The organism is Chryseobacterium sp. CBSDS_008 (assembly GCF_049959325.1).
Classification (GTDB): Bacteria; Bacteroidota; Bacteroidia; order Flavobacteriales; family Weeksellaceae; genus Chryseobacterium.
The window spans coordinates 4,788,457-4,808,312 of the sequence record NZ_CP188202.1; the positions used below are offsets into that span (position 1 = coordinate 4,788,457).

Sequence of the window (19,856 nt, forward strand, 5' to 3'; positions counted from 1 at the left end):
TATTACTGATTTTCACTAGATTTGATTAACTAATACTGTTATTATATGAAAAATTTTTTACTTGTTGGTTTCATGATAACCGGCTTTTTATCCTCCGCGCAGACTTACTGTACGCCTGCTTTTGCCAGTGGGTGCAATGGAGGGGATATGATAGATACCTTTACAATTCCGGGTGCCGGATTTGATCATCCGAATACAGGTTGCTCTACAGATGCATACGGAGATTACACTTCTATGACAATCAATCTCAGTGCAGGTTTGAATTATGATTTTAGTGTTAAACATGATTACAGTGATCAGAATGTTCGCATCTGGATAGATTTTAATAACGATGGAACTTTTGATGATGCAGCACCGGAGCTTGTAGCTGTTGCAAGCAGTACGCTTGTAGGGGCGAACAATATTACTTCCGGACTTATAACAATTCCTTCTACCGTTACTCCCGGTACTTATAGAATGAGGGTAGGAGACCGGTTTTCCAGTGATCCTGTTCCCTGTAATGTAGATGGATATGGAGAAGCCCATGATTATACGGTAGTAATTGGTGCGGTTCCGACTTGTTTTGCTCCGTCTGCTTTAACTGTTTCTGCAGTTACGGCAAATTCCGCTCAGATCGGATGGACTGCTCCGTCTTCTGCTCCGGGCGGCGGTTATGAATATTATTATTCAACTTCTGCTACCTATCCCACTGCTGCTGTCGTAGTTTCCGGGCCCAGTACAGGATTAACAGCTAATCTGTCTTCACTGGCACCAGCCACTACTTATCATGTATGGGTACGTTCTGTATGCAGTACTGCAGATAAGAGCGCATGGTCTCAAATGGCAACATTTATGACATCCTGTGTTGCTGTAGGGGTGCCGTATGCATTGGATTTCGAAAACATAACCCCTCCTGATCTTCCGAATTGTACCTCGGTAGTTAATGATGGTTCAGGAAATATGTGGGAAACGGGTGATCTGGCTGCACAAGGATTTACAGGAAATGTGCTTCAGTATTCTTATGACTATGCCAATAGTGCAGATACCTGGTTTTTTACCAATGGAATTAACCTGACCGCAGGAGTTACCTATAGAATTAAATATAAATATGCCAACGCAGAAGGATTTGTATATGCTGAAAAATTAAAAGTAGCCTACGGAACTTCAGCTACAAGTGCCGGAATGACCAATACATTAGCAGATCACCCGAATATTGTTAGCAGTACGGCAACAAGTAATTTTGTGAATTTCATACCGGCTGCTACAGGGGCTTATTATTTTGGATTCCAGGCCTATTCTGATGCCAATATGAACAAATTATATGTTGATGATATCAACATAGATGTAGCACCGGCTTGTAGTGAACCTAATGCATTAGCCGTTTCCAATATTACCTCAGTGGGAGCTACGGTTTCCTGGGCAGCTGCAACTCCTGTACCTGCGAACGGATATGATATTTATTACAGTACAACCAATACAGCACCTACAGCAACGGCTACACCTAATTTTACAGGAGTTACCCCAACTACCTATGCTATTCCAGGTTTGGCCCCTGCTACTACTTATTATGTATGGGTGAGATCAGCATGCAGTGCTGCAAGTAAAAGTGTATGGAGTGATCCTGTTTCATTTACGACATTATGTTCAAGCGTGAGCCTTCCTTATCTTGTAGATTTTGAAAATGTTTCAGTTCCTGATCTTCCGGGCTGCACCATGAATGTAAATATGGGAACAGGGAATAATTGGGAGACAATGGATCCTCCTTCTGATAGCCAGGGCTTCACAACTAATGTGTTAAGATATCATTATAACTCCTCCAATTCTGCCGATGCATGGTTCTTTACACAAGGATTGAACTTAACGGCAGGAGTACAGTATACAATTAGTTACAAATATGGTAATAACTCGTCAACCTATGTTGAAAAACTGAAAGTAGCTTACGGGACTTCTCCGGCTGCATCAGCTATGACTGGTTCTATAGCAGATTATCCATCAGTCAATGACCAAACTGCCCATACAGAATCTATAACATTTACAGTTCCTGCAACAGGGGTGTATTTCTTTGGATTCAATGCTTACTCAGATCCGGACCAGGATAACCTGTATATTGACGATATTAGCATTAACAATGCCAACCTGGCAACATCTGAAGTAGCTGTGGCGAAAAATAATATCCGGGTGTACCCTAATCCATTTACAGATGTATTGAATATCTCGGATGTTAAGAACGTGAAAAATGTATCCGTAACAGACGCTGCAGGAAGATTGGTGAAAACTATTGCAAATCCTGAATCTGTGATTCATTTAAGAGATTTAATGCAGGGTGTTTATCTGGTAACACTGGAAATGAAAGACGGATCCAAGCAGACTATTAAGGCTATTAAAAAGTAATTAAATCATTTAAATAAAAAAAAGAGACGGATCATTAGTGCAATGATCCGTCCTTTTTTATTAATATGGATATCTGATTGGGATAATTGTATGAAAAAAGACGAATGAACTCATTTCACTCGTCTTTTTTATTGTACTGCGTGACCTTTACGTATTGTACATCATTACATTTTGCCAATTTCTTTTACCTGTCATTTATTAGGTACCGGCTGTATTTCTCCCTTATTCATAAGGTCAAAAACAGTAGGGAAGAACATTACTAAGATAAAGTAGATGATGATCATCAGCACTACCAGTGCAAAAAGAATAATCACTAGGCTATTCGGTCTGTTTTTCTTTTTCGGTTCCATGATTTTATGGTATTTGGTGAATAAATTTTATTTATATCTGAGATCAAGCTAATTTCTTGCCACATTTCTTACAATACCTTGCATCGTCATCAATATCTTCGTTGCCGCAACGCTCGCATACCAGTTCCAGGTTTTGTCTTTTGTTTCTCATTTCCGCTGTTACAATACCGGTAGGAACTGCAATAATAGAATAACCGGCCAGCATCAGGACAACAGCAAAAAACTTCCCTAAGGGCGTAATAGGAGATACATCACCATAGCCTACTGTAGTTACTGTAACCACTGCCCAGTAGATAGACTGCGGTATTGTTTCAAAACCTTGTCTTCCGCCTTCTACCATGAACATAAGCGAGCCTACAATAACGGAGAAAATAATCAGGAACAGAAGAAATATGTAAATTTTTCTTGAACTGTTTTTTAATGCCCTCACAATTAAGTAACCATCATTCATAAAATCCAGCAAATTGAAAATCCTGAAGATTCTCAGCATTCTCAACATTCTGAAGATCAGAAAATATTTAGTGATAGGAAAGAAAAAGCTGAGGTAAAAGGGGACAAGAGCCAGGAAATCTATAATCCCGAAAAAGCTGAATATATAATTCCGCTTATTTTTTACCACGGCAATTCGCATAGAATACTCCATAGTAAAGAAAATAGAAATTACCCATTCAAGAATCAGAAAGGTATAGTGGAATCTTTTATCAAGCTTAGGGACACTTTCCATCATAATAATGGCAGTGCTTGCAAGAATTAATGATAATAATATGATATCAAACAGTTTTCCAAGCTTCGTATCGGAGCGATAAATTATCCGGTAAAGGAATCTTTTCCAAAGGGTGTCTTCAGGAATAAGATTATGTTCTCTTTCCATTTCTCTAGGTTTATTTCACAGCCAAGTTAGTAATTTCTATAAAGTATGGGTAAATATATGACTGTTAAAAGAATTTTGCAAATGTTAATGTTTTTTCTATCCTGTAAAAGTGAATTATATGTAGTTAATTTAATGATTTTCAATATATTATATTTAACAAAATACGGATAAAATATGACATATAAAAATTTATTTTTTAACATTTTGTTTATTCAAGTTTGTAATTTTATTCTACAAAAAACCTTATATCATGAGAAAAATTTTAACCTTTTTTATTCTGTTTTTTATAAACAGTTTTGAATATGCTCAGGTTGGGATTGATACAACAGTGCCCAATGGCGCTTCTGTATTGGATATTGTCTCCAACCAGAAAGGGATTCTCATTCCCCGCCTTACAGATACGGACCGGGATACTTACCTGGCTGACAATAATGCTTCCACAATACCGCCTGCAGGTGTTGTAAATGCTAACCTCACTGCAGGAACCCTTATTTTTAATACGACAACGAATAATTTCCAGTATTGGGATGGTACCCTCTGGAGACAGCTTTTTGTTCCCACATCTTCTCAGGCTGGTAACGACGGTGTCGTTAAAATAAATTCTGGAAACGCAAATGTAAAACCCTCACTCAGTTTAAGTGCCGCAGGAAGCGGTTATGGCGCCAGACAACAGGTGCTGTATGCTACACCGCTGGTCTTTGCAGCAAGCCCTACAACAAGCTGGCCGGAAACTACAGTTCCATTTCCGGGAGTTACAAGCAATATCTATATTGCAGCTACCGGTAAATGGAGAGAAAATGAAATTAACGGGCAGGTTCATGTCTGGAGAGTCATTGCTACGATCACTCCGGGTTCCAATACTTCAGGATCAGTAAAGGCTACTTTTAAAAACCCTGACTCCGGATTTGAAATTAACTCTATTCAGTTGGTTCCAAGCGGATCCGGCGGAACAGGTAATATTCTTACCTTTTATTTCTATACCATTGCAGACCCTGCGAGTCTTGATCCCGGAAAAGGGTATCAGCTCTTTATGGAATCCGATATAAGCTGCGGTGTGGTAATAGACTCCTTTACCAGAGTATCACTTTTCAAAGATTAGCAGCCTTATTTAATTCTTTTTTAATATCAAATTTAAACCGGTTGTGAGGCCGGTTTTTTATTGCAGCAGAATTTTCTTGGGATCTTTATTAAAATTAATATCTTCGCTATAACTGTAAAATATAAATTAATGAAGCTAAAAACTGTAATTGCAAGGATTGAAGAGGAAATAAGTATCAGACAGGCAGAAGATTTTGATAATGTAGGATTGTTGTGTGGAGTTGATGACCGTGATGTATCGGGGATTCTGGTTTGTCATGATGCACTGGAAAACGTCGTAGATGAGGCGGTTGCGGGAAACTGTAATCTGATTGTATGCTTCCATCCTATTATATTTTCAGGATTAAAATCCTTAACAGGAAAAAATTATGTAGAAAGAGCCGTTTTAAAAGCTATTGAAAATAAAGTGGCTATCTATGCCATTCATACAGCATTTGATAATGACTTCTTCGGAGTAAATCACGGAATATGCAGCCAGCTGGGACTAAAGAATATGAAAATTCTTCAGCCGAAAGAAAATAATTTAAAACAGTTGACGGTTTTTGTTCCCCGAGAATATTCAGAACAGGTAAAAGAGGCTATGTTCTCAGCCGGGGCAGGAAATATCGGATTTTATGACGAATGCAGTTTTACGGTGAATGGCAGCGGAACATTCAGGCCTGTAGAAGGGGCAAATCCGTTTTCCGGACAGCAGGGAATCCGGGAAAATGCAGACGAAGATATGATCTCCGTGATTTTTGAAAGCTTTAAGCAGGGTCGGATTACAGCCGCTATGAAAGCCGCACATCCTTATGAGGAAGTGGCCCACCAGATATACAGCCTGGATAATAAAAACCACCATGCCGGATTGGGAATGTATGGAGATCTTGAAGAAGAAATGGATGAAAAAGATTTCCTCCTCTTTGTGAAAGAAAAGTTTGGTCTTGAAGTCATAAAACATTCTTCTTTTAATAATAAAAAAATCAAAAGAGTAGGGGTTCTGGGAGGATCAGGAGCAAGTGGAATACGAGCTGCCGCAGCCAAAAAATGTGATGCATATCTTACCGGAGACCTTAAATATCATGACTATTTTTTGGCAGAGTCTAAAATGCTGATCTGTGATATAGGACATTACGAATCTGAACAATTTGTTACTCAACAATTATTTGAAATTTTATCACAAAAATTTAGTACATTTGCAATTTCAAAATCTATTGAAAAAACAAACCCAGTAAATTATTTCATTTAAATATGGCAAAAACCAACGATATTTCAGTTGAAGAAAAATTAAGAGCTTTATACGATTTACAGATCATTGATTCAAGATTGGATGAAATCCGAAATACTAGAGGAGAATTGCCAATTGAAGTTGAAGATCTTGAAATTGAGATTGAAGGTCTTGAAAAAAGAGCTGAAAAATTTCATGCTGACATCAAAGAACAGGAAGATCAGATCAAAACAAAGTATGAAGTTATTAACCATGCTAAAACTTTAATTGAGAAGTACAAATCTCAGCAGGATAATGTAAGAAACAATAAAGAGTTTGAAGCATTAGGGAAAGAAATGGAATTCCAGGATCTGGAAATTCAGCTTGCTGAAAAAAGAATTAAAGAATTCGGAGCTAAAATCGCTCACAAAAACGAAACTTTAAGCGAACTGAACGCTAAGATCGACGATTTGAAAAGCCACTTGAAATTCAAGAAAGAAGAATTAGAGGGTCTTATCTCTGAAACGCAGAAAGAAGAAGAATATCTTTTAGAGCAGTCTAAAGAATTCGCAGGTAAAATTGATGAGAGATTATTGGCTTCTTACAACAGAATCAGAACAAACTCTATCAACGGACTTGCTGTAGTAGGATTAGAAAGAGGAGCTCCGAAAGGATCTTTCTTCACTATCCCTCCTCAAAAGCAAATGGAAATTGCCCAGAGAAAGAAAATTATCATTGATGAACACTCAGGAAAAATTCTTGTTGATGACGAGTTGGTAATGGAAGAAAACGAAAAAATGAAATCTGTAATTAAATTCTAATTACTTATTTTACAATATACAAAGGCTGTTTCAGAAATGAGACAGCTTTTTTTTATGGTTATAACAGACCAGTTTGAAGTTTCGGATAAAAGTAAATAATGCTCATTACTGAATTGGTGGGATTAATTTTTTTTATTTATAATGTAAAAATATTAAAATATTATTAATTTAATCATTTTATTTGTATATTTACTATGATAAATTTTGTTAAAATATTGTATATATATAAATAATTAAACAAGCTTCAGCAGGAGATAAATACGCAGTCAGGCTTTATTAGTTACAGGAAAAAAGCAGACATATCCATCATTATAGCTTTATTGACACGTTCAGAATGATTTTTATAAATAGTATCATTTGGATATTCTGATATTCAATTTGCACAACCAAAAATTATATATCATGAAAAAACTATTAATAGGATTTTTATTTCTTCTAAGCTATTGCTTGCAAGCACAGGTAGGGAATGTTGGTATCAATACAATGATACCGGGCAGTACACTGGAAATTAACGGAAGCCTTTCAGCGCAGTACCGTTTGACATCAGCGAATTATAATATGAGTATTACAGATTACTATGTTGCCTATAACGGAAGCGCAGCGGGTACCATAACACTGCCGGCAGCGGTTGCTGCTTATCCCGCTCAGGGAAATATCAAGGGACGCGTGTATTATATTAAAAACACGGGTACATCTACGGTAGCTGTAACGGCTAATGGAAGTGAACTGATTGATAATCAGACGGGTCTTCCCGTATCTTCCATCGGTTTAGGACAGGGCTGGTTTGTGATGCTCATAAGTAATGGTGCTGCAGGAGGTGTGACCACCTGGGAAGCAATAGTTACCAATCCTACTAGTTCTATTAATACTATAATCGGTATGTCGACAAACTCTACTTATAATTTACCTTCTACAGCCAATTTTAATTCCGGTATTCCACAGGTATTGCCTTTTACTGCGGGTGAAGTACAAATCAATCAGGGGTCAACGGCCACCTGGGATGCTGTAAACAACCGTTTTATCATTAATGAAACAGGTATCTATGAATTGGATGCGCTGTCTTATTTCGGAGCTGGAGGTACTACGGGGACCAGCAGTAACATTGGAGTTAATCTGGGTATTGCAAAGAATGGAACGGCTTTAGCTAACGTTATTGCCGGTACCCGTGCAAACATAGGACAGGTTGTCGCTGGTGCAGGAAATACACCAATTTCATTCCATTGCCTGGTAAATTTAACTGCAGGTGATGTTATTCATTTAACAATGTATAGAGGAGCTTTTGACTCTGCTACAGGAACCGTACAGTCACAGGCACCCGCGGGTGTGTCTGAATCCCGTCATTTCAGTCTGAAAAAATTATAAGAATCAAATAGCATAAAAAAGAGTCCGTCTCACAATTAGTGAAAACGGACTTTTTTTATGATTTTTCTCGACCTCCTGCCGGAGAATGGTTTTCATACAGGAGATTCTCAACCCACATCATTTAGTTGTGAGACTAACTCTTTTTTTTATTCCTGATGATCATACATCTTATTATACAAAGCTATAAACTTCTCTTTTACCGCTTTTCTTTTCAGTTTTAATGTTGGAGTAAGGAGCCCGCTTTCGATGCTCCATACTTCAGGAGTAAGTTCAATTTTTTTGATTTTTTCCCAGTTTCCAAGATGTTCATTGATACCCTCGATTTCTTTTTCAATTCTTTGCTTAAGTTCAGGGCTTTCCGCAATCTCTTCCGGTGTAGACCCGATGTTCAGGTTGTTTCTCATAGCCCAGCTTTTTGCAAATTCGAAATCAGGCTGTACCAGGGCACAAGGCATTTTTTCACCATCGCCTACCACCATGATCTGTTCGATAAATTTAGATGCTTTTGCCAGGTTTTCAATCGTTTGAGGAGCAATATATTTTCCACCGGATGTTTTGAACATTTCTTTCTTACGGTCGGTGATCTGTAAAAATCCGTCACTGTCGATATGCCCGATATCTCCGGTTCTGAAGAATCCGTCTTCTGTGAAAGCTTCTTTGGTCATCTCATCATTCTGGAAATATCCTTTGAATACAGACGGTCCTTTTACCGTAATCTCACCATCTTCCTGAATTTTTACCTTTAAATTATCCAATGGAACTCCTACCGTTCCCACTTTCATTTTTTCAAAGCTGTTTACAGAAATTACCGGTGAGGTTTCTGTTAAGCCATAACCTTCCAGAATAGGAATTCCTGCATTCTGGAACATTAAGTTGAGCCTTGTAGATAAGGCAGCAGATCCCGATACCAAAGTCACGATTTCACCACCTAAACCTTCTCTCCATTTAGAAAATACAAGTTTATCTGCAATGATTTCCTGAAGTCCGGATGGTTTTGAAATTGTTTTCTTTTTACTGATTAAGTTCAGTGCCCAGAAGAAGATTTTTGATTTTAATCCTCCGGCAGAAGATCCTGTATTGTAAATTTTGTCGTATACTTTTTCTACCAGCCTCGGTACCACGGTCATATAATGTGGCTTCACCTCTTTTACGTTTTCGCCCATTTTCTCAATGCTTTCAGCAAAATAAAGAGAAAAACCATTGTACTGATACAAATAGAACAGCATTCTTTCAAAAATATGACAGATAGGGAGGAAACTTAATGCTCTGGTCTCCTTATAATCCAGACTTCTTTTCTTTGGAATCCTTGGAATAGATCCCAATACGTTTGAAACAATATTATTATGGGTAAGCATTACCCCCTTAGGTCTTCCGGTGGTTCCGGATGTATAGATAATAGTGGCAAGATCTTCCGTATTAATGGCATTGGAAAGATCATCCACTTCAATTTGTGTAGATTCATCCTTACCCAGATCCAGGATCTCTCTCCAGTTGGCAGCACCACTGATATTGTCAAAAGTAAAAATCCCCTGCAAACTCGGAATGTTGTGTTTTACCTTCATTACTTTATTCAATAGCTCCTTATCAGAAACAAAACAGTACTGAATTTCTGCATTGTTGAAGATGAATTCATAATCTTCCGGAGAAATACTTGGATATACCGGTACTGAAACGACTCCGATCTGTGAAAGTCCAAAGTCCATAATAGCCCATTCCGTACGGGAATTGGTAGTAATCAAAGCGATCTTATCTCCCGGTTTTATGCCCAGCTTCAACAGTCCTCTGGATATCTTATTTCCCTCATTAATAAACTCCTGGGTAGAAGTTTTTTTCCACTCACCATGATATTTCGTTACGAACATATCCGTTTTAGGATATTTTTCTAAAGCATAGTGCGGAATATCGAATAATCTCTTGATCGTCATGATTTTTTACGTAATTTATAAAGAAATTTAAATATAAGCATTTTTTTTAATTGAAAACATCTGAGCGTAATAATTAGGAATTAGTTAAATGCTTGCCATAGCATATGTATCGAAAAGAAGGCAGGGAGCGTTGAAAGAACGATTTTGTATTTTCAATTATAAGGTTTATTTTTCTCCACATATTTATATTGTCCGGTTAACTCATTATCCTGAATCCCGAAATGGGTATCCGTTATCATTAAACCTCCCTAAAACTGCCTTTTTTCCGGCTTTCAATTTAATTTTTTCAGATTTGCTTAAAAAGTGTAAATTTACGGCTATCTAATTATTTTTTTATGGACTTTAATTTATCGGAAGAACAGCTGATGATTCAGCAGGCAGCAAGAGACTTTGCACAGAACGAACTTTTACCTGGAGTGATTGAAAGAGACCGTGACCAGAAATTCCCTACTGAGCAGGTGAAAAAAATGGGCGAAATGGGACTTTTAGGAATGATGGTAGATCCAAAATACGGAGGTGCAGGTATGGACAGCGTTTCTTACGTGCTTGCCATGGAGGAAATTGCAAAAGTGGATGCCTCTGCAGCTGTTGTAATGTCTGTAAACAATTCATTGGTTTGTGCCGGTCTTGAAAAATTTGCTTCTGAAGAACAAAAAGTAAAATATCTTACGCCACTGGCAAGCGGTCAGGTCATTGGTGCATTCGCATTATCTGAGCCGGAAGCGGGTTCTGATGCTACTTCTCAGAAAACAACTGCTGAAGACAAGGGAGATTATTACCTTTTAAATGGTATCAAAAACTGGATCACCAATGGTGGAACAGCTTCTTATTATATTGTAATTGCACAGACGGATCCTGAGAAAAAACACAAAGGGATCAATGCTTTTATCGTAGAAAGAGGATGGGAAGGTTTTGAAATCGGACCAAAAGAAGACAAATTAGGAATCAGAGGAAGTGATACACACTCTTTGATCTTCAATAATGTAAAAGTTCCAAAAGAGAACAGAATCGGTGAAGACGGATTCGGGTTCAATTTTGCAATGGCTGTACTGAACGGAGGAAGAATTGGTATTGCTTCCCAGGCTTTAGGTATTGCTGCAGGAGCTTACGAAATGGCATTGAAATATGCTAAAACAAGAAAAGCTTTCAAAACTGAAATTATCAATCACCAGGCTATCGCATTCAAACTGGCGGATATGGCAACTCAGATCACAGCAGCAAGAATGCTTTGCTACAAAGCGGCATGTGAAAAAGATGCAGGAAAAGATATCTCTGAAAGCGGAGCTATGGCAAAATTATACTCTTCTCAGGTGGCCATGGATACTACCATTGAAGCCGTACAGATTCACGGCGGATACGGATACGTAAAAGAATATCACGTAGAAAGATTAATGAGAGATGCAAAAATCACTCAAATCTATGAAGGAACTTCTGAAATCCAGAAAATCGTGATCTCAAGAAGCATCGCAAAATAACATTTTATACAACACACTACTATGAAAAAATCTTTGTGGATCACCCTCGGTGTCGTACTGTTGTTACTGGGAGTATTTGTCTGGTATAAGTACTACTTTGTTTTCGGGGAAGGAGTAAAATCCGGGTACCTGAACTATGCCATGAAAAAAGGCTATATCTTCAAAACGTATGAAGGTAAGCTGATTCAGGAAGGTTTTGGAAGCGGAAAAAGAGGAACGATTACAAGCTATGAGTTTGAGTTTTCTGTGGATGACCCCGAAGTTTTCAAACAACTGGAAATCAACAGCGGTAAAACTTTTGACCTGCATTACAAGGAGTATAATGGTGCTCTTCCGTGGAGAGGAAATACAAAATTTGTCGTAGACAAAATAGTGAACATGAAATAAAACAAATAAGGCTCTCAAATTGAGGGTCTTATTTTTACACCAAATCACAAAATATTAATATATGAAATAAAATTTTCAATGTTGACTTTGAACTTCATTTCTATTCATAAATTTAAGCATAAAATTGATTCGAAACGCTATTAGCCCTTAAAAAAATATTAAAAAAATCCGGCATGAAAATTTAATGGGAATTGTTATCAGGAATGTCTTTATTTTTCTTTTTATAAAAGTAATATCCAATAGCAGCGATAAGAAACAGCGGCCACAACGGAAGAATAAACAGGAAAACAGAAGTAATAACATCCCAGCCTGACTCAATGGCTGCCAGTGATTTTCCACCGAAAGTTTTAGGTTCATTTTCTGCTTTTGATTTATCACTGATATTTACATTGATCGTACAGATCGTATTGTCTGCATAGGTATGTCCTGAAACCTGAATGTCTTTAGTGTCAATATCCCCGATATTGCTGTTGATCGCGTCCATTAACCCGTCAAAGTCCTGCATAGGAACTTTGATATCCAGGCTGTAAATTTTTTGATCCTCTCCGCGTGGGCTGGCAGATTCCACATAAGAAAGATTTTCGCTTTTGATGTAACCATTATTTCTGTTAGCCTCTTCCCTGATGATTTCTTTAACTGTCTCAGAGTTCTCGGCTCTTATAACCAGGTATCCCGATTTTACCATTTTATCTTTTGGCATATTCAGTTCATAGCTGTCATTTTTAGGCTTTTCTTTATAAATGATTTTGGTTTCTTTGATAACTTTTGGAGCCGGAGCTTTTACAGCCATTTTTTCAGATTTCTTTTCTGCTGAATCTTTTTTTTCTATTTTGGATTCCAGTTTTGTATTGGCTATTTTATCAGATAAAGAGTCAACCATTTTAGAGGTGTTTTCTATTTTTTGATGAATATCGTCCTTGGTATCTTCAAAATCTTTTATTTTAATGCTGGCAGAATCCAGCACCTTATCTGCTGTTTTATTTGCATGATCAATAGCTTCTGCAGCAACTGTCGCAGCGCTGTCTGCTGTATGGATGGCTTCATTGATTTTATCCGGTGCAGCTTCTCCTTTTTTACACATAATGAAAGTGCCTGATACAGCAACAAGTAATATGAACTTTTTCATAAGATTAATTTTTTTGATGAAGTAAAATTAGAAGGGAAGCTCTTGTAAAGATTGTAAATGGACTGTATTGTGCTGGTAAAATTTTAACTATTGTATTATCAGTATTTTGTATCTGTTTTACAAATGTTTTACAAAGCGTTTTTATGTGTTCCAAGCTTTGAAATGAATAGAAAACCCGGTGTTTTCATCAAATATTTGTTCGGAAATCTAAAAATTCCCATCCTCTGCAAGGATAGCGAAAATTCAAAGAATTTTTGACGGGGTGGTTTCAGACAGCATTCCATAAAAAAATCCGCAGAATTTAGACTGCACCCAAAAGTTTAGACAAAATTAAACAATATTATTATATGAAAGAGTTCGGTACTGTACCGGGCTCTTTCCTTTTAGATTAAGTCTTATCCTGTCGTTATTGTAGTAATTGATATACTTCTTTATTTCTTTTTTGAGCTCATCAATGGTTTTAAATTTCTTAGTATAGAACATTTCAGATTTTAAAGTTCCAAAGAAGTTTTCTATTACCGCATTATCCAGGCAGTTTCCTTTGCGGGACATACTTTGGATAATGCCTTTTTCTTTTAACAGCTGCTGATAGGCTTTCATCTGATATTGCCAGCCTTGATCAGAGTGGATGATGAGGTTTTCAGTATTCTTAATTTTTCTGAGCCCTTTTTTGAGCATATTCACAACCTGCGTAAAGACAGGCCTTTCCGAGAGATCGTAACTGATAATCTCGCCATTGTAAAGGTCAATTATCGGCGAAAGGTACAATTTACTGCCCGAGACATTAAATTCTGTCACATCAGTGGCCCATTTTCTGTTTGGCTGATCTGCCTTAAAGTTCCTCTTCAGAATATTTGGCGCTATCCTGCCTTGCTCTCCCTGGTAAGATTTGTATTTTTTAACCCTAACGATACTTTTCAATCCCAGGGTCTTCATCAGTCTTAAGACCGTTTTATGATTAATTATAATTCCTTGTTGATTCATAATCAAGGTAATACGACGATATCCAAACCGACCCTTATGCCTATGATAAATTTGTTTTATCAAAGTTTTTACTTCTCCATATTTACCCTTTTTATCAAGAGCTTTCTGATGGTAATAGAAACTGCTTCTGGCCATACCTGTACAATCCAGCAGGAGCGACAGGTCATATTTTCGCCTTAATCCTTCGATGGCCTCTGCTTGTTCTTTTTGAGAGTTAAGGCGTCTAACTTTTTTAGAAAATCAATTTCAGCTCGCAGTCTTTCATTTTCCAGTAAAAGTTCTTCTTCCCTGGTCAATGGCTTATCCGACTTTCTTTTCTTACGTTTGTAATCACTCATAATCCTGGGTCTTCCTTTGGGGGTATTCTTTAACCCTAAAATACCACTTTTTTCGTAATCCCTCTGCCAGCTCAATACTGTAGACTGAGCTGCGATATCGAATCGGATACATGCTTCCCTTTGTGAGATACCTTCTGTTTCGATGGCTTTTAAAACTTTAATCTTGAAATCCAGGGAGTAGCTTCTGTTTTTTCTAGGTTGTAGTCCTGAGATTCCGTACTTGTTATAAAATCCAAGCCATTTGCGAAGATTAGATTCATTAAAACTCTTTTCTAATGCAATTGATTTTATGGAACGATGGGAACCTAAATGAAGTTCAATACATTCCAATTTGAAATCAATACTAAATTTTTCTTTCTTATACATAAAAATGCCCCTAAAAAGCGTCTAACTTTTTGGGGGCAGTCCATTTTCTGCGGATCTTATATTTAAAACAATTGCGATTTTTTGCGATTTTGTCTGTTTTAGTTCTTAGTTTTCTCTGAACTCACTGATGAAGTGCAGCTTTACATTCGGGAATTTCTCCTGCGTCATATGAATCGTAAAAGAAGAGTCTGCAAGAAATACCAATTGATTGTATTTATCTCTGGCCAGGAATCTCTGCTTCAATCTTGCGAATTCTTTAAACTCTTCAGATTTTTCATCTGCTTCTACCCAACATGCTTTGTGCATGGATAGAGGTTCATAAGTACATTTTGCACCATATTCATGTTCAAGACGGTATTGGATCACTTCGTACTGAAGAGCTCCCACGGTTCCGATGATCTTCCTGTTGTTCATTTCAAGCGTAAATAACTGTGCAACCCCTTCATCCATCAGCTGATCGATACCTTTTGCCAATTGTTTGGCTTTTAAAGGATCATTATTGTTGATATAACGGAAATGTTCAGGAGAGAAGCTTGGAATACCTTTGAAGCTTAATTTTTCTCCACCAGTCAGTGTATCACCGATTCTGAAACTTCCGGTATCATGTAAACCTACAATATCTCCAGGGAAACTTTCTTCCACCACCTCTTTTTTATCTGCAAAGAATGCATTGGGAGAGGAAAATTTCATTTTTTTACCTTCTCTTACCAGTAAATAATTTTCGTTTCGCCTGAATGTTCCTGAAACAATCTTTACGAAAGCAAGCCTGTCTCGGTGCTTAGGATCCATATTCGCATGGATTTTGAAAACGAATCCTGTGAAAGTGCTTTCCTCAGGTTTTACCAGGCGGGTATCACTTTCTTTCGGCTGTGGCATCGGAGCAATATCGATGAAAGCGTCCAATAATTCACGAACTCCGAAGTTATTTAAAGCGGAACCGAAAAATACCGGCTGTAGATCACCTTTCATATAATCTTCACGGTTAAATTCTGGATAAACAGACTGAATCAGGTCAAGCTCTTCCCTTAAAGTTGTTGCCGCTTTTTCACCAATAACTTCATCAATGGAAGTATCATTAATATCATCAAACTTAATAGAATCTCCAACTTTCTGTTTTTTCTCTTCCAGGAATAGCTGAATATTGTTTTCCCAGATGTTATAAATACCCTGGAAATCGCTTCCCATACCAATAGGAAGAGAAAGCGGACAAACTGTTAATCCCAGTTTTTGTTCTACTTCGTCCAAAAGATCGAAAGCATCTTTACCTTCACGGTCAAGTTTATTGATGAAAACCAACATCGGAATGTTTCTCATTCTGCAGACCTGAACCAGCTTTTCAGTTTGCTCCTCAACCCCTTTTGCAACGTCAATTACAACGATTACAGAATCTACAGCCGTTAATGTTCTGTAGGTATCCTCAGCAAAGTCTTTGTGACCGGGAGTATCAAGAATGTTGATTTTGTGGTCTCTATATTCAAAAGCCAATACGGAAGTGGCCACAGAGATTCCTCTCTGTCTTTCGATTTCCATAAAGTCGGAGGTAGCTCCTTTTTTTATTTTGTTGGATTTTACCGCACCTGCTTCCTGGATAGCCCCCCCGAAAAGAAGTAACTTTTCCGTAAGAGTTGTTTTTCCGGCATCCGGGTGGGAAATGATCCCGAAGGTCTTTCTTTTTTGTATTTCTTTGATTAAGTCTGACATATCGTATTTTGAAGCTGCAAAAATCGTGATTTTTTGCGAGGTTTTCAAATTTAAATTACAACAATGCTCATTAGGTTAGAGTGTGAGTAGTTAAGAGGGTTTGAGGGAATGAGTAAATAATATCAATAGTTGTAATCTGTTCATTAGATTAAACCATCTCTCATAAATTTATGCTATTCATCGCTATAGATTGAAAATAAGAATTTCCTTTTTTAGTTGCCTGTAGCAGGCAAAAAAATTATCTTTGTTTCTAATAAACTTTTTACAGAGAAAGGATGGGAAATAGCAAATATCCGAAGTTTACCTTCACATGGATTGGCGGTGTTGTTTTGGTGGTTGGATTATTCGTGGGAACAATGGCTGTTTCTTTATTCAGCACTTTTTGGAAAGTTGTTTTCAAAGAAAACCTTGAACTGAAAGACTGGTTTCTGATGGTAGCAAATTCCGCAGGATTTCTTACTGCTATTGCCTTTTTTGATTTTTTTATTGTAAGGCGTACCACACAAAAGAAGCTTAACTTCAATTTATCATCGGTAAACTTTTCCACTTATCTGCTTATTTTTCCAATGATGGCAGGAATGATGTTTATTGCTGAATTTATTGCTGCCCAGATTCCTACCACAGGACCTTTTTTTGGTGATTTTTATGAATATTTTACCCGCCTGATGAGCCAGTTAACAGATAATCCGGTCGTGATGATCATTATGACAGTGATTATGGCCCCGGTTTTTGAGGAAATAATATTCAGGGGAATAATCCAGAAAGGGTTAATCAATAAAGGGGTAGCACCCTGGAAAGCTATCCTGTATGCCTCTATTATTTTTGGGGTGGTTCACGGAAATCCATGGCAGTTTATCAGTGCCATAATGCTGGGTTGTGTGCTGGGGTTGGTTTATTATAAAACAAAGTCATTACTGATGCCGATATTGCTGCATGCATTTAATAACTTAACCCTTTCGCTATTGGTACTTTACGGCAAAGATGAAAGTTTTGCAAAGGTTCTTCATATATCAGAATGGATTGTACTGGCTGTAGGAATTGCACTTTTTAGCTTGTTCTATTATCTTTTTGTGAAGAAATATAAAGTACATTATGCTGAAATGTAATCAGCAGGATTGAAAAAAAGTAAAATTGAAAATGAATATAGAAATGGAATTATTAGTAGCTACACACAATGCACATAAAAAAGAAGAAATTCAACAGATCCTGGGAAGTGGCTGCGTTGTGAAAAGCCTTACCGATTACAACATTCACGAAGAAATTGTGGAAGATGGAGATTCTTTTCACGCCAATGCGCTGATCAAAGCTAAATACTGCTTCGAGAAAACTGGTGTACCAAGTTTGGGAGATGACAGCGGCCTGGTAGTAGAGGCTTTGGATGGGAGACCCGGTATCTTTTCTGCCCGTTATGCAGGAGATCATGACTTTGCAAAAAATATTGAAAAAGTATTGGAAGAAATGCAGGGAATTGAAAACAGAAAGGCTTATTTTGTAACGGTTCTGTGTTATTATGATGAAAACGGAGCTCAATATTTTGAAGGCAGAGCGCACGGAAATTTATTGACAGAAAATAAAGGCTTTAAAGGCTTCGGTTATGATCCCGTTTTTGTTCCTGAAGGGCATGAAAGAACCTTTGCAGAAATGGATCCTGAAGATAAGAATAAAATCAGCCACCGTAAACAGGCATTAGATTTATTTATGGATTTTTTAAAAATAACCGATTAGGTTTAAATATCAGGGCAAAAGGCCCGTTTAGATTTTCTGTTGTACATTTGTTATAATAAATTATTGATTTGAGTACTTATTTAACAATATTAGGCTTTAATTCAGCGATTCCGACCATTAATACGTCACCCACAGCACAGCTGCTGGAAATGGAAGAAAGACTCTTCCTGATTGATTGTGGAGAAGGTACACAGGTACAGCTGAGAAAAGCAAAAGCAAGATTTTCAAAAATCAATCATATCTTTATTTCCCATCTTCACGGGGATCATTGTTTCGGGCTTCCGGGGCTTATTGCTTCTTTCCGTCTTTTGGGAAGAGAAACGCCGCTGCATGTCTACGGCCCGAAAGGTATTAAAAAGATGCTGGAAACCATTTTTCAGATTACAGAAACCCACCGTGGTTTTGAAGTGGTGTATCATGAGCTGGATAAAGATTATTCTGAAAAGATATACGAGGACAGCAGGATAGAAGTATATACAATTCCGTTGGATCACAGAATTTACTGTAATGGTTATCTTTTTAAAGAAAAACCAAAGGACAGGCATCTTAATATGAAAGAGATCGCTAAGTACAGCGAGATTGAAACCTGTGATTATCACAATATAAAAGCAGGGAAGGATTTTGTACTGAGTGACGGCTATGTTCTTAAAAATGAAATCCTGACGCTGGAGCCCGCTCCATCAGTATCGTATGCATTTTGCAGTGATACCCGCTATCTTGAAAGTGTAATTCCGATTATTAGAAATGTAACGCTACTTTATCATGAATCCACATTTTTACATGATCTGAAGGAAATGGCAGATTATACAGGCCATACCACAGCCTTAGAAGCGGCTACGATTGCTCAGAAAGCCCAGGTTGGAAAACTGATTTTAGGTCACTTTTCCAACAGATATGGTGATCTGACCGTATTTACCGATGAAGCAAGAAATATCTTTCCCAATACATTTTTGCCAAAAGCACTGGAAAGTGTAAAGATTTAAAATGAATATGCTGAAATTTGAAGAACTGAGAGATTTTCTCAACGAAAAAGCTGATCAGTACAATGCGCCTGATTTTATTGAAAATGACCCGATACAGATTCCGCATCGTTTTTCTTTAAAACAGGATATTGAGATTGCAGGGTTTCTGGCAGCCACAATTTCCTGGGGAAACAGAAAGTCTATCATTAATTCTGCGGATAAAATGCTTGATATTATGGGAAATTCTCCGTACGATTTTGTAATGAATTATTCAGAAAAAGAGCTAAAAAATATTCAGGATAAAAGTATTCACAGAACTTTCAACGGGCAGGATTTTTCTTATTTTATCAGACAGTTCAACAGGATTTATAAAGAAAACGAAAGTCTGGAAAGCTTATTTGAAGTAAAAAAAACAGAGAATAATTTTCTCCATGCGATAGAAAGATTCAGAAATAGCTTTCTGGAAGCGGAAAAGCACAGAAGTCATAAACACATCAGCTCACCCTATAAAAATTCTTCTGCCAAAAGGATTATTATGTTTTTGAGGTGGATGGTGCGTAAAGATAAACGAGGGGTAGACTTTGGAATCTGGAAGAATATAGATCAGAAACACCTTTCCATTCCCCTCGATGTGCATACCGGAAATATCTCCAGAAAACTGGGGTTGGTTTCCAGAACACAGAATGACTGGAAAACGGTGGAAGAACTGGATATCGCCATCAGGAAATTTGATGAAAAAGATCCTGCAAAATATGATTTTGCATTGTTTGGATTGGGAGTCACTAAGGAACTGTTGTAAAAATATAAAG

18 protein-coding genes are annotated in these 19,856 nt (G+C 37.4%); 11 read left to right on the forward strand and 7 right to left on the reverse strand.

All coding sequences use genetic code 11. The features are described from left to right. Positions 1-45 precede the first annotated feature (45 nt). A complete protein-coding gene (locus ACP3T3_RS21635) occupies positions 46-2,370 on the forward strand; it encodes a choice-of-anchor J domain-containing protein (RefSeq protein WP_426477765.1) in 2,325 nt (774 codons plus the stop codon). Positions 2,371-2,561: 191 nt separating this feature from the next. Here ACP3T3_RS21635 and ACP3T3_RS21640 read toward each other — a convergent pair whose 3' ends face one another. Together ACP3T3_RS21640 and ACP3T3_RS21645 are read right to left on the reverse strand one after the other, a co-directional pair. Then, on the reverse strand, positions 2,562-2,720 hold the full coding sequence (locus ACP3T3_RS21640; RefSeq protein ID WP_426477766.1) for a hypothetical protein: 159 nt from the start codon (positions 2,718-2,720) through the stop codon (positions 2,562-2,564). A gap of 43 nt (positions 2,721-2,763) precedes the next feature. After that, positions 2,764-3,591: an ion transporter gene (locus tag ACP3T3_RS21645; protein WP_426477767.1), complete on the reverse strand. Its 828-nt coding sequence runs from the start codon at positions 3,589-3,591 to the stop codon at positions 2,764-2,766. A gap of 250 nt (positions 3,592-3,841) precedes the next feature. On the opposite strand from ACP3T3_RS21645, the gene ACP3T3_RS21650 reads away from it, so the two are divergent. The 4 genes from ACP3T3_RS21650 (at position 3,842) to ACP3T3_RS21665 (ending at position 8,058) form a co-directional block, all read left to right on the forward strand. Beyond that, positions 3,842-4,690: a hypothetical protein gene (locus ACP3T3_RS21650; protein WP_426477768.1), complete on the forward strand. Its 849-nt coding sequence runs from the start codon at positions 3,842-3,844 to the stop codon at positions 4,688-4,690. A gap of 129 nt (positions 4,691-4,819) precedes the next feature. Beyond that, entirely contained in the window at positions 4,820-5,917 is a 1,098-nt protein-coding gene (locus ACP3T3_RS21655; RefSeq protein ID WP_426477769.1) for a Nif3-like dinuclear metal center hexameric protein, read from the forward strand. 2 nt (positions 5,918-5,919) lie between these two features. After that, the gene (locus ACP3T3_RS21660; protein ID WP_426477770.1) at positions 5,920-6,696 is read left to right on the forward strand and encodes a zinc ribbon domain-containing protein; all 777 of its coding nucleotides are present in this window, start codon (positions 5,920-5,922) and stop codon (positions 6,694-6,696) included. Between the two features lie 402 nt (positions 6,697-7,098). Next, positions 7,099-8,058 (forward strand): hypothetical protein, encoded by a 960-nt coding sequence (locus tag ACP3T3_RS21665; protein ID WP_426477771.1) that lies wholly within the window; start codon positions 7,099-7,101, stop codon positions 8,056-8,058. A 146-nt stretch (positions 8,059-8,204) separates the two neighbouring features. Here the strand turns inward: ACP3T3_RS21665 and ACP3T3_RS21670 are convergent, their stop codons facing one another. Beyond that, the gene (locus ACP3T3_RS21670) at positions 8,205-9,983 is read right to left on the reverse strand and encodes an AMP-dependent synthetase/ligase (protein WP_426477772.1); all 1,779 of its coding nucleotides are present in this window, start codon (positions 9,981-9,983) and stop codon (positions 8,205-8,207) included. A gap of 335 nt (positions 9,984-10,318) precedes the next feature. Between ACP3T3_RS21670 and ACP3T3_RS21675 the strand changes: the two genes are divergently transcribed. Both ACP3T3_RS21675 and ACP3T3_RS21680 read left to right on the forward strand, forming a co-directional pair. Beyond that, positions 10,319-11,458 carry an acyl-CoA dehydrogenase gene (locus tag ACP3T3_RS21675; protein WP_426477773.1) on the forward strand — a complete coding sequence of 380 codons (1,140 nt, stop codon included), beginning with the start codon at positions 10,319-10,321 and terminating at the stop codon, positions 11,456-11,458. A 21-nt stretch (positions 11,459-11,479) separates the two neighbouring features. Beyond that, on the forward strand, positions 11,480-11,845 hold the full coding sequence (locus tag ACP3T3_RS21680; protein ID WP_426477774.1) for a hypothetical protein: 366 nt from the start codon (positions 11,480-11,482) through the stop codon (positions 11,843-11,845). Positions 11,846-12,026: 181 nt separating this feature from the next. Here the strand turns inward: ACP3T3_RS21680 and ACP3T3_RS21685 are convergent, their stop codons facing one another. The 4 genes from ACP3T3_RS21685 to ACP3T3_RS21700 form a co-directional block, all read right to left on the reverse strand. Continuing rightward, positions 12,027-12,971 carry a DUF4349 domain-containing protein gene (locus ACP3T3_RS21685; protein WP_426477775.1) on the reverse strand — a complete coding sequence of 315 codons (945 nt, stop codon included), beginning with the start codon at positions 12,969-12,971 and terminating at the stop codon, positions 12,027-12,029. Positions 12,972-13,301: 330 nt separating this feature from the next. Continuing rightward, on the reverse strand, positions 13,302-14,144 hold the full coding sequence (locus ACP3T3_RS21690) for an IS3 family transposase (RefSeq protein WP_426480002.1): 843 nt from the start codon (positions 14,142-14,144) through the stop codon (positions 13,302-13,304). Further along, on the reverse strand, positions 14,132-14,659 hold the full coding sequence (locus ACP3T3_RS21695) for a helix-turn-helix domain-containing protein (protein WP_426477658.1): 528 nt from the start codon (positions 14,657-14,659) through the stop codon (positions 14,132-14,134). Before ACP3T3_RS21695 ends, ACP3T3_RS21690 begins: the two co-directional genes overlap by 13 nt. A gap of 105 nt (positions 14,660-14,764) precedes the next feature. Next, positions 14,765-16,360, reverse strand: a complete 1,596-nt coding sequence (locus ACP3T3_RS21700; protein WP_426477776.1) for a peptide chain release factor 3 — start codon at positions 16,358-16,360, stop codon at positions 14,765-14,767. Positions 16,361-16,635: 275 nt separating this feature from the next. Here ACP3T3_RS21700 and ACP3T3_RS21705 point away from each other — a divergent pair, with 275 nt between their 5' ends. The 4 genes from ACP3T3_RS21705 to ACP3T3_RS21720 all read left to right on the forward strand — a co-directional run bounded on the left by ACP3T3_RS21705 (position 16,636) and on the right by ACP3T3_RS21720 (position 19,846). Continuing rightward, positions 16,636-17,466, forward strand: a complete 831-nt coding sequence (locus tag ACP3T3_RS21705) for a CPBP family intramembrane glutamic endopeptidase (RefSeq protein WP_426477777.1) — start codon at positions 16,636-16,638, stop codon at positions 17,464-17,466. Between the two features lie 43 nt (positions 17,467-17,509). Then, positions 17,510-18,085 carry an RdgB/HAM1 family non-canonical purine NTP pyrophosphatase gene (gene rdgB, locus ACP3T3_RS21710; RefSeq protein ID WP_426477778.1) on the forward strand — a complete coding sequence of 192 codons (576 nt, stop codon included), beginning with the start codon at positions 17,510-17,512 and terminating at the stop codon, positions 18,083-18,085. A 68-nt stretch (positions 18,086-18,153) separates the two neighbouring features. Then, positions 18,154-19,068 carry a ribonuclease Z gene (locus ACP3T3_RS21715; RefSeq protein WP_426477779.1) on the forward strand — a complete coding sequence of 305 codons (915 nt, stop codon included), beginning with the start codon at positions 18,154-18,156 and terminating at the stop codon, positions 19,066-19,068. A 7-nt stretch (positions 19,069-19,075) separates the two neighbouring features. Beyond that, the gene (locus ACP3T3_RS21720; RefSeq protein ID WP_426477780.1) at positions 19,076-19,846 is read left to right on the forward strand and encodes a TIGR02757 family protein; all 771 of its coding nucleotides are present in this window, start codon (positions 19,076-19,078) and stop codon (positions 19,844-19,846) included. Positions 19,847-19,856 lie beyond the last annotated feature (10 nt).

Coding starts and splice junctions, on each gene's coding strand:
- ACP3T3_RS21720 (WP_426477780.1), top strand. CDS start 19,076: ATGCTGAAATTTGAAGAACTGAGAGATTTTCTCAACGAAAAAGCTGAT.
- ACP3T3_RS21660 (WP_426477770.1), top strand. CDS start 5,920: ATGGCAAAAACCAACGATATTTCAGTTGAAGAAAAATTAAGAGCTTTA.
- ACP3T3_RS21695 (WP_426477658.1), bottom strand. CDS start 14,659: ATGTATAAGAAAGAAAAATTTAGTATTGATTTCAAATTGGAATGTATT.
- ACP3T3_RS21650 (WP_426477768.1), top strand. CDS start 3,842: ATGAGAAAAATTTTAACCTTTTTTATTCTGTTTTTTATAAACAGTTTT.
- ACP3T3_RS21665 (WP_426477771.1), top strand. CDS start 7,099: ATGAAAAAACTATTAATAGGATTTTTATTTCTTCTAAGCTATTGCTTG.
- ACP3T3_RS21645 (WP_426477767.1), bottom strand. CDS start 3,591: ATGGAAAGAGAACATAATCTTATTCCTGAAGACACCCTTTGGAAAAGA.
- ACP3T3_RS21655 (WP_426477769.1), top strand. CDS start 4,820: ATGAAGCTAAAAACTGTAATTGCAAGGATTGAAGAGGAAATAAGTATC.
- ACP3T3_RS21685 (WP_426477775.1), bottom strand. CDS start 12,971: ATGAAAAAGTTCATATTACTTGTTGCTGTATCAGGCACTTTCATTATG.
- ACP3T3_RS21680 (WP_426477774.1), top strand. CDS start 11,480: ATGAAAAAATCTTTGTGGATCACCCTCGGTGTCGTACTGTTGTTACTG.
- ACP3T3_RS21700 (WP_426477776.1), bottom strand. CDS start 16,360: ATGTCAGACTTAATCAAAGAAATACAAAAAAGAAAGACCTTCGGGATC.
- ACP3T3_RS21670 (WP_426477772.1), bottom strand. CDS start 9,983: ATGACGATCAAGAGATTATTCGATATTCCGCACTATGCTTTAGAAAAA.
- ACP3T3_RS21705 (WP_426477777.1), top strand. CDS start 16,636: ATGGGAAATAGCAAATATCCGAAGTTTACCTTCACATGGATTGGCGGT.
- ACP3T3_RS21635 (WP_426477765.1), top strand. CDS start 46: ATGAAAAATTTTTTACTTGTTGGTTTCATGATAACCGGCTTTTTATCC.
- ACP3T3_RS21675 (WP_426477773.1), top strand. CDS start 10,319: ATGGACTTTAATTTATCGGAAGAACAGCTGATGATTCAGCAGGCAGCA.
- rdgB (WP_426477778.1), top strand. CDS start 17,510: ATGGAATTATTAGTAGCTACACACAATGCACATAAAAAAGAAGAAATT.
- ACP3T3_RS21640 (WP_426477766.1), bottom strand. CDS start 2,720: ATGGAACCGAAAAAGAAAAACAGACCGAATAGCCTAGTGATTATTCTT.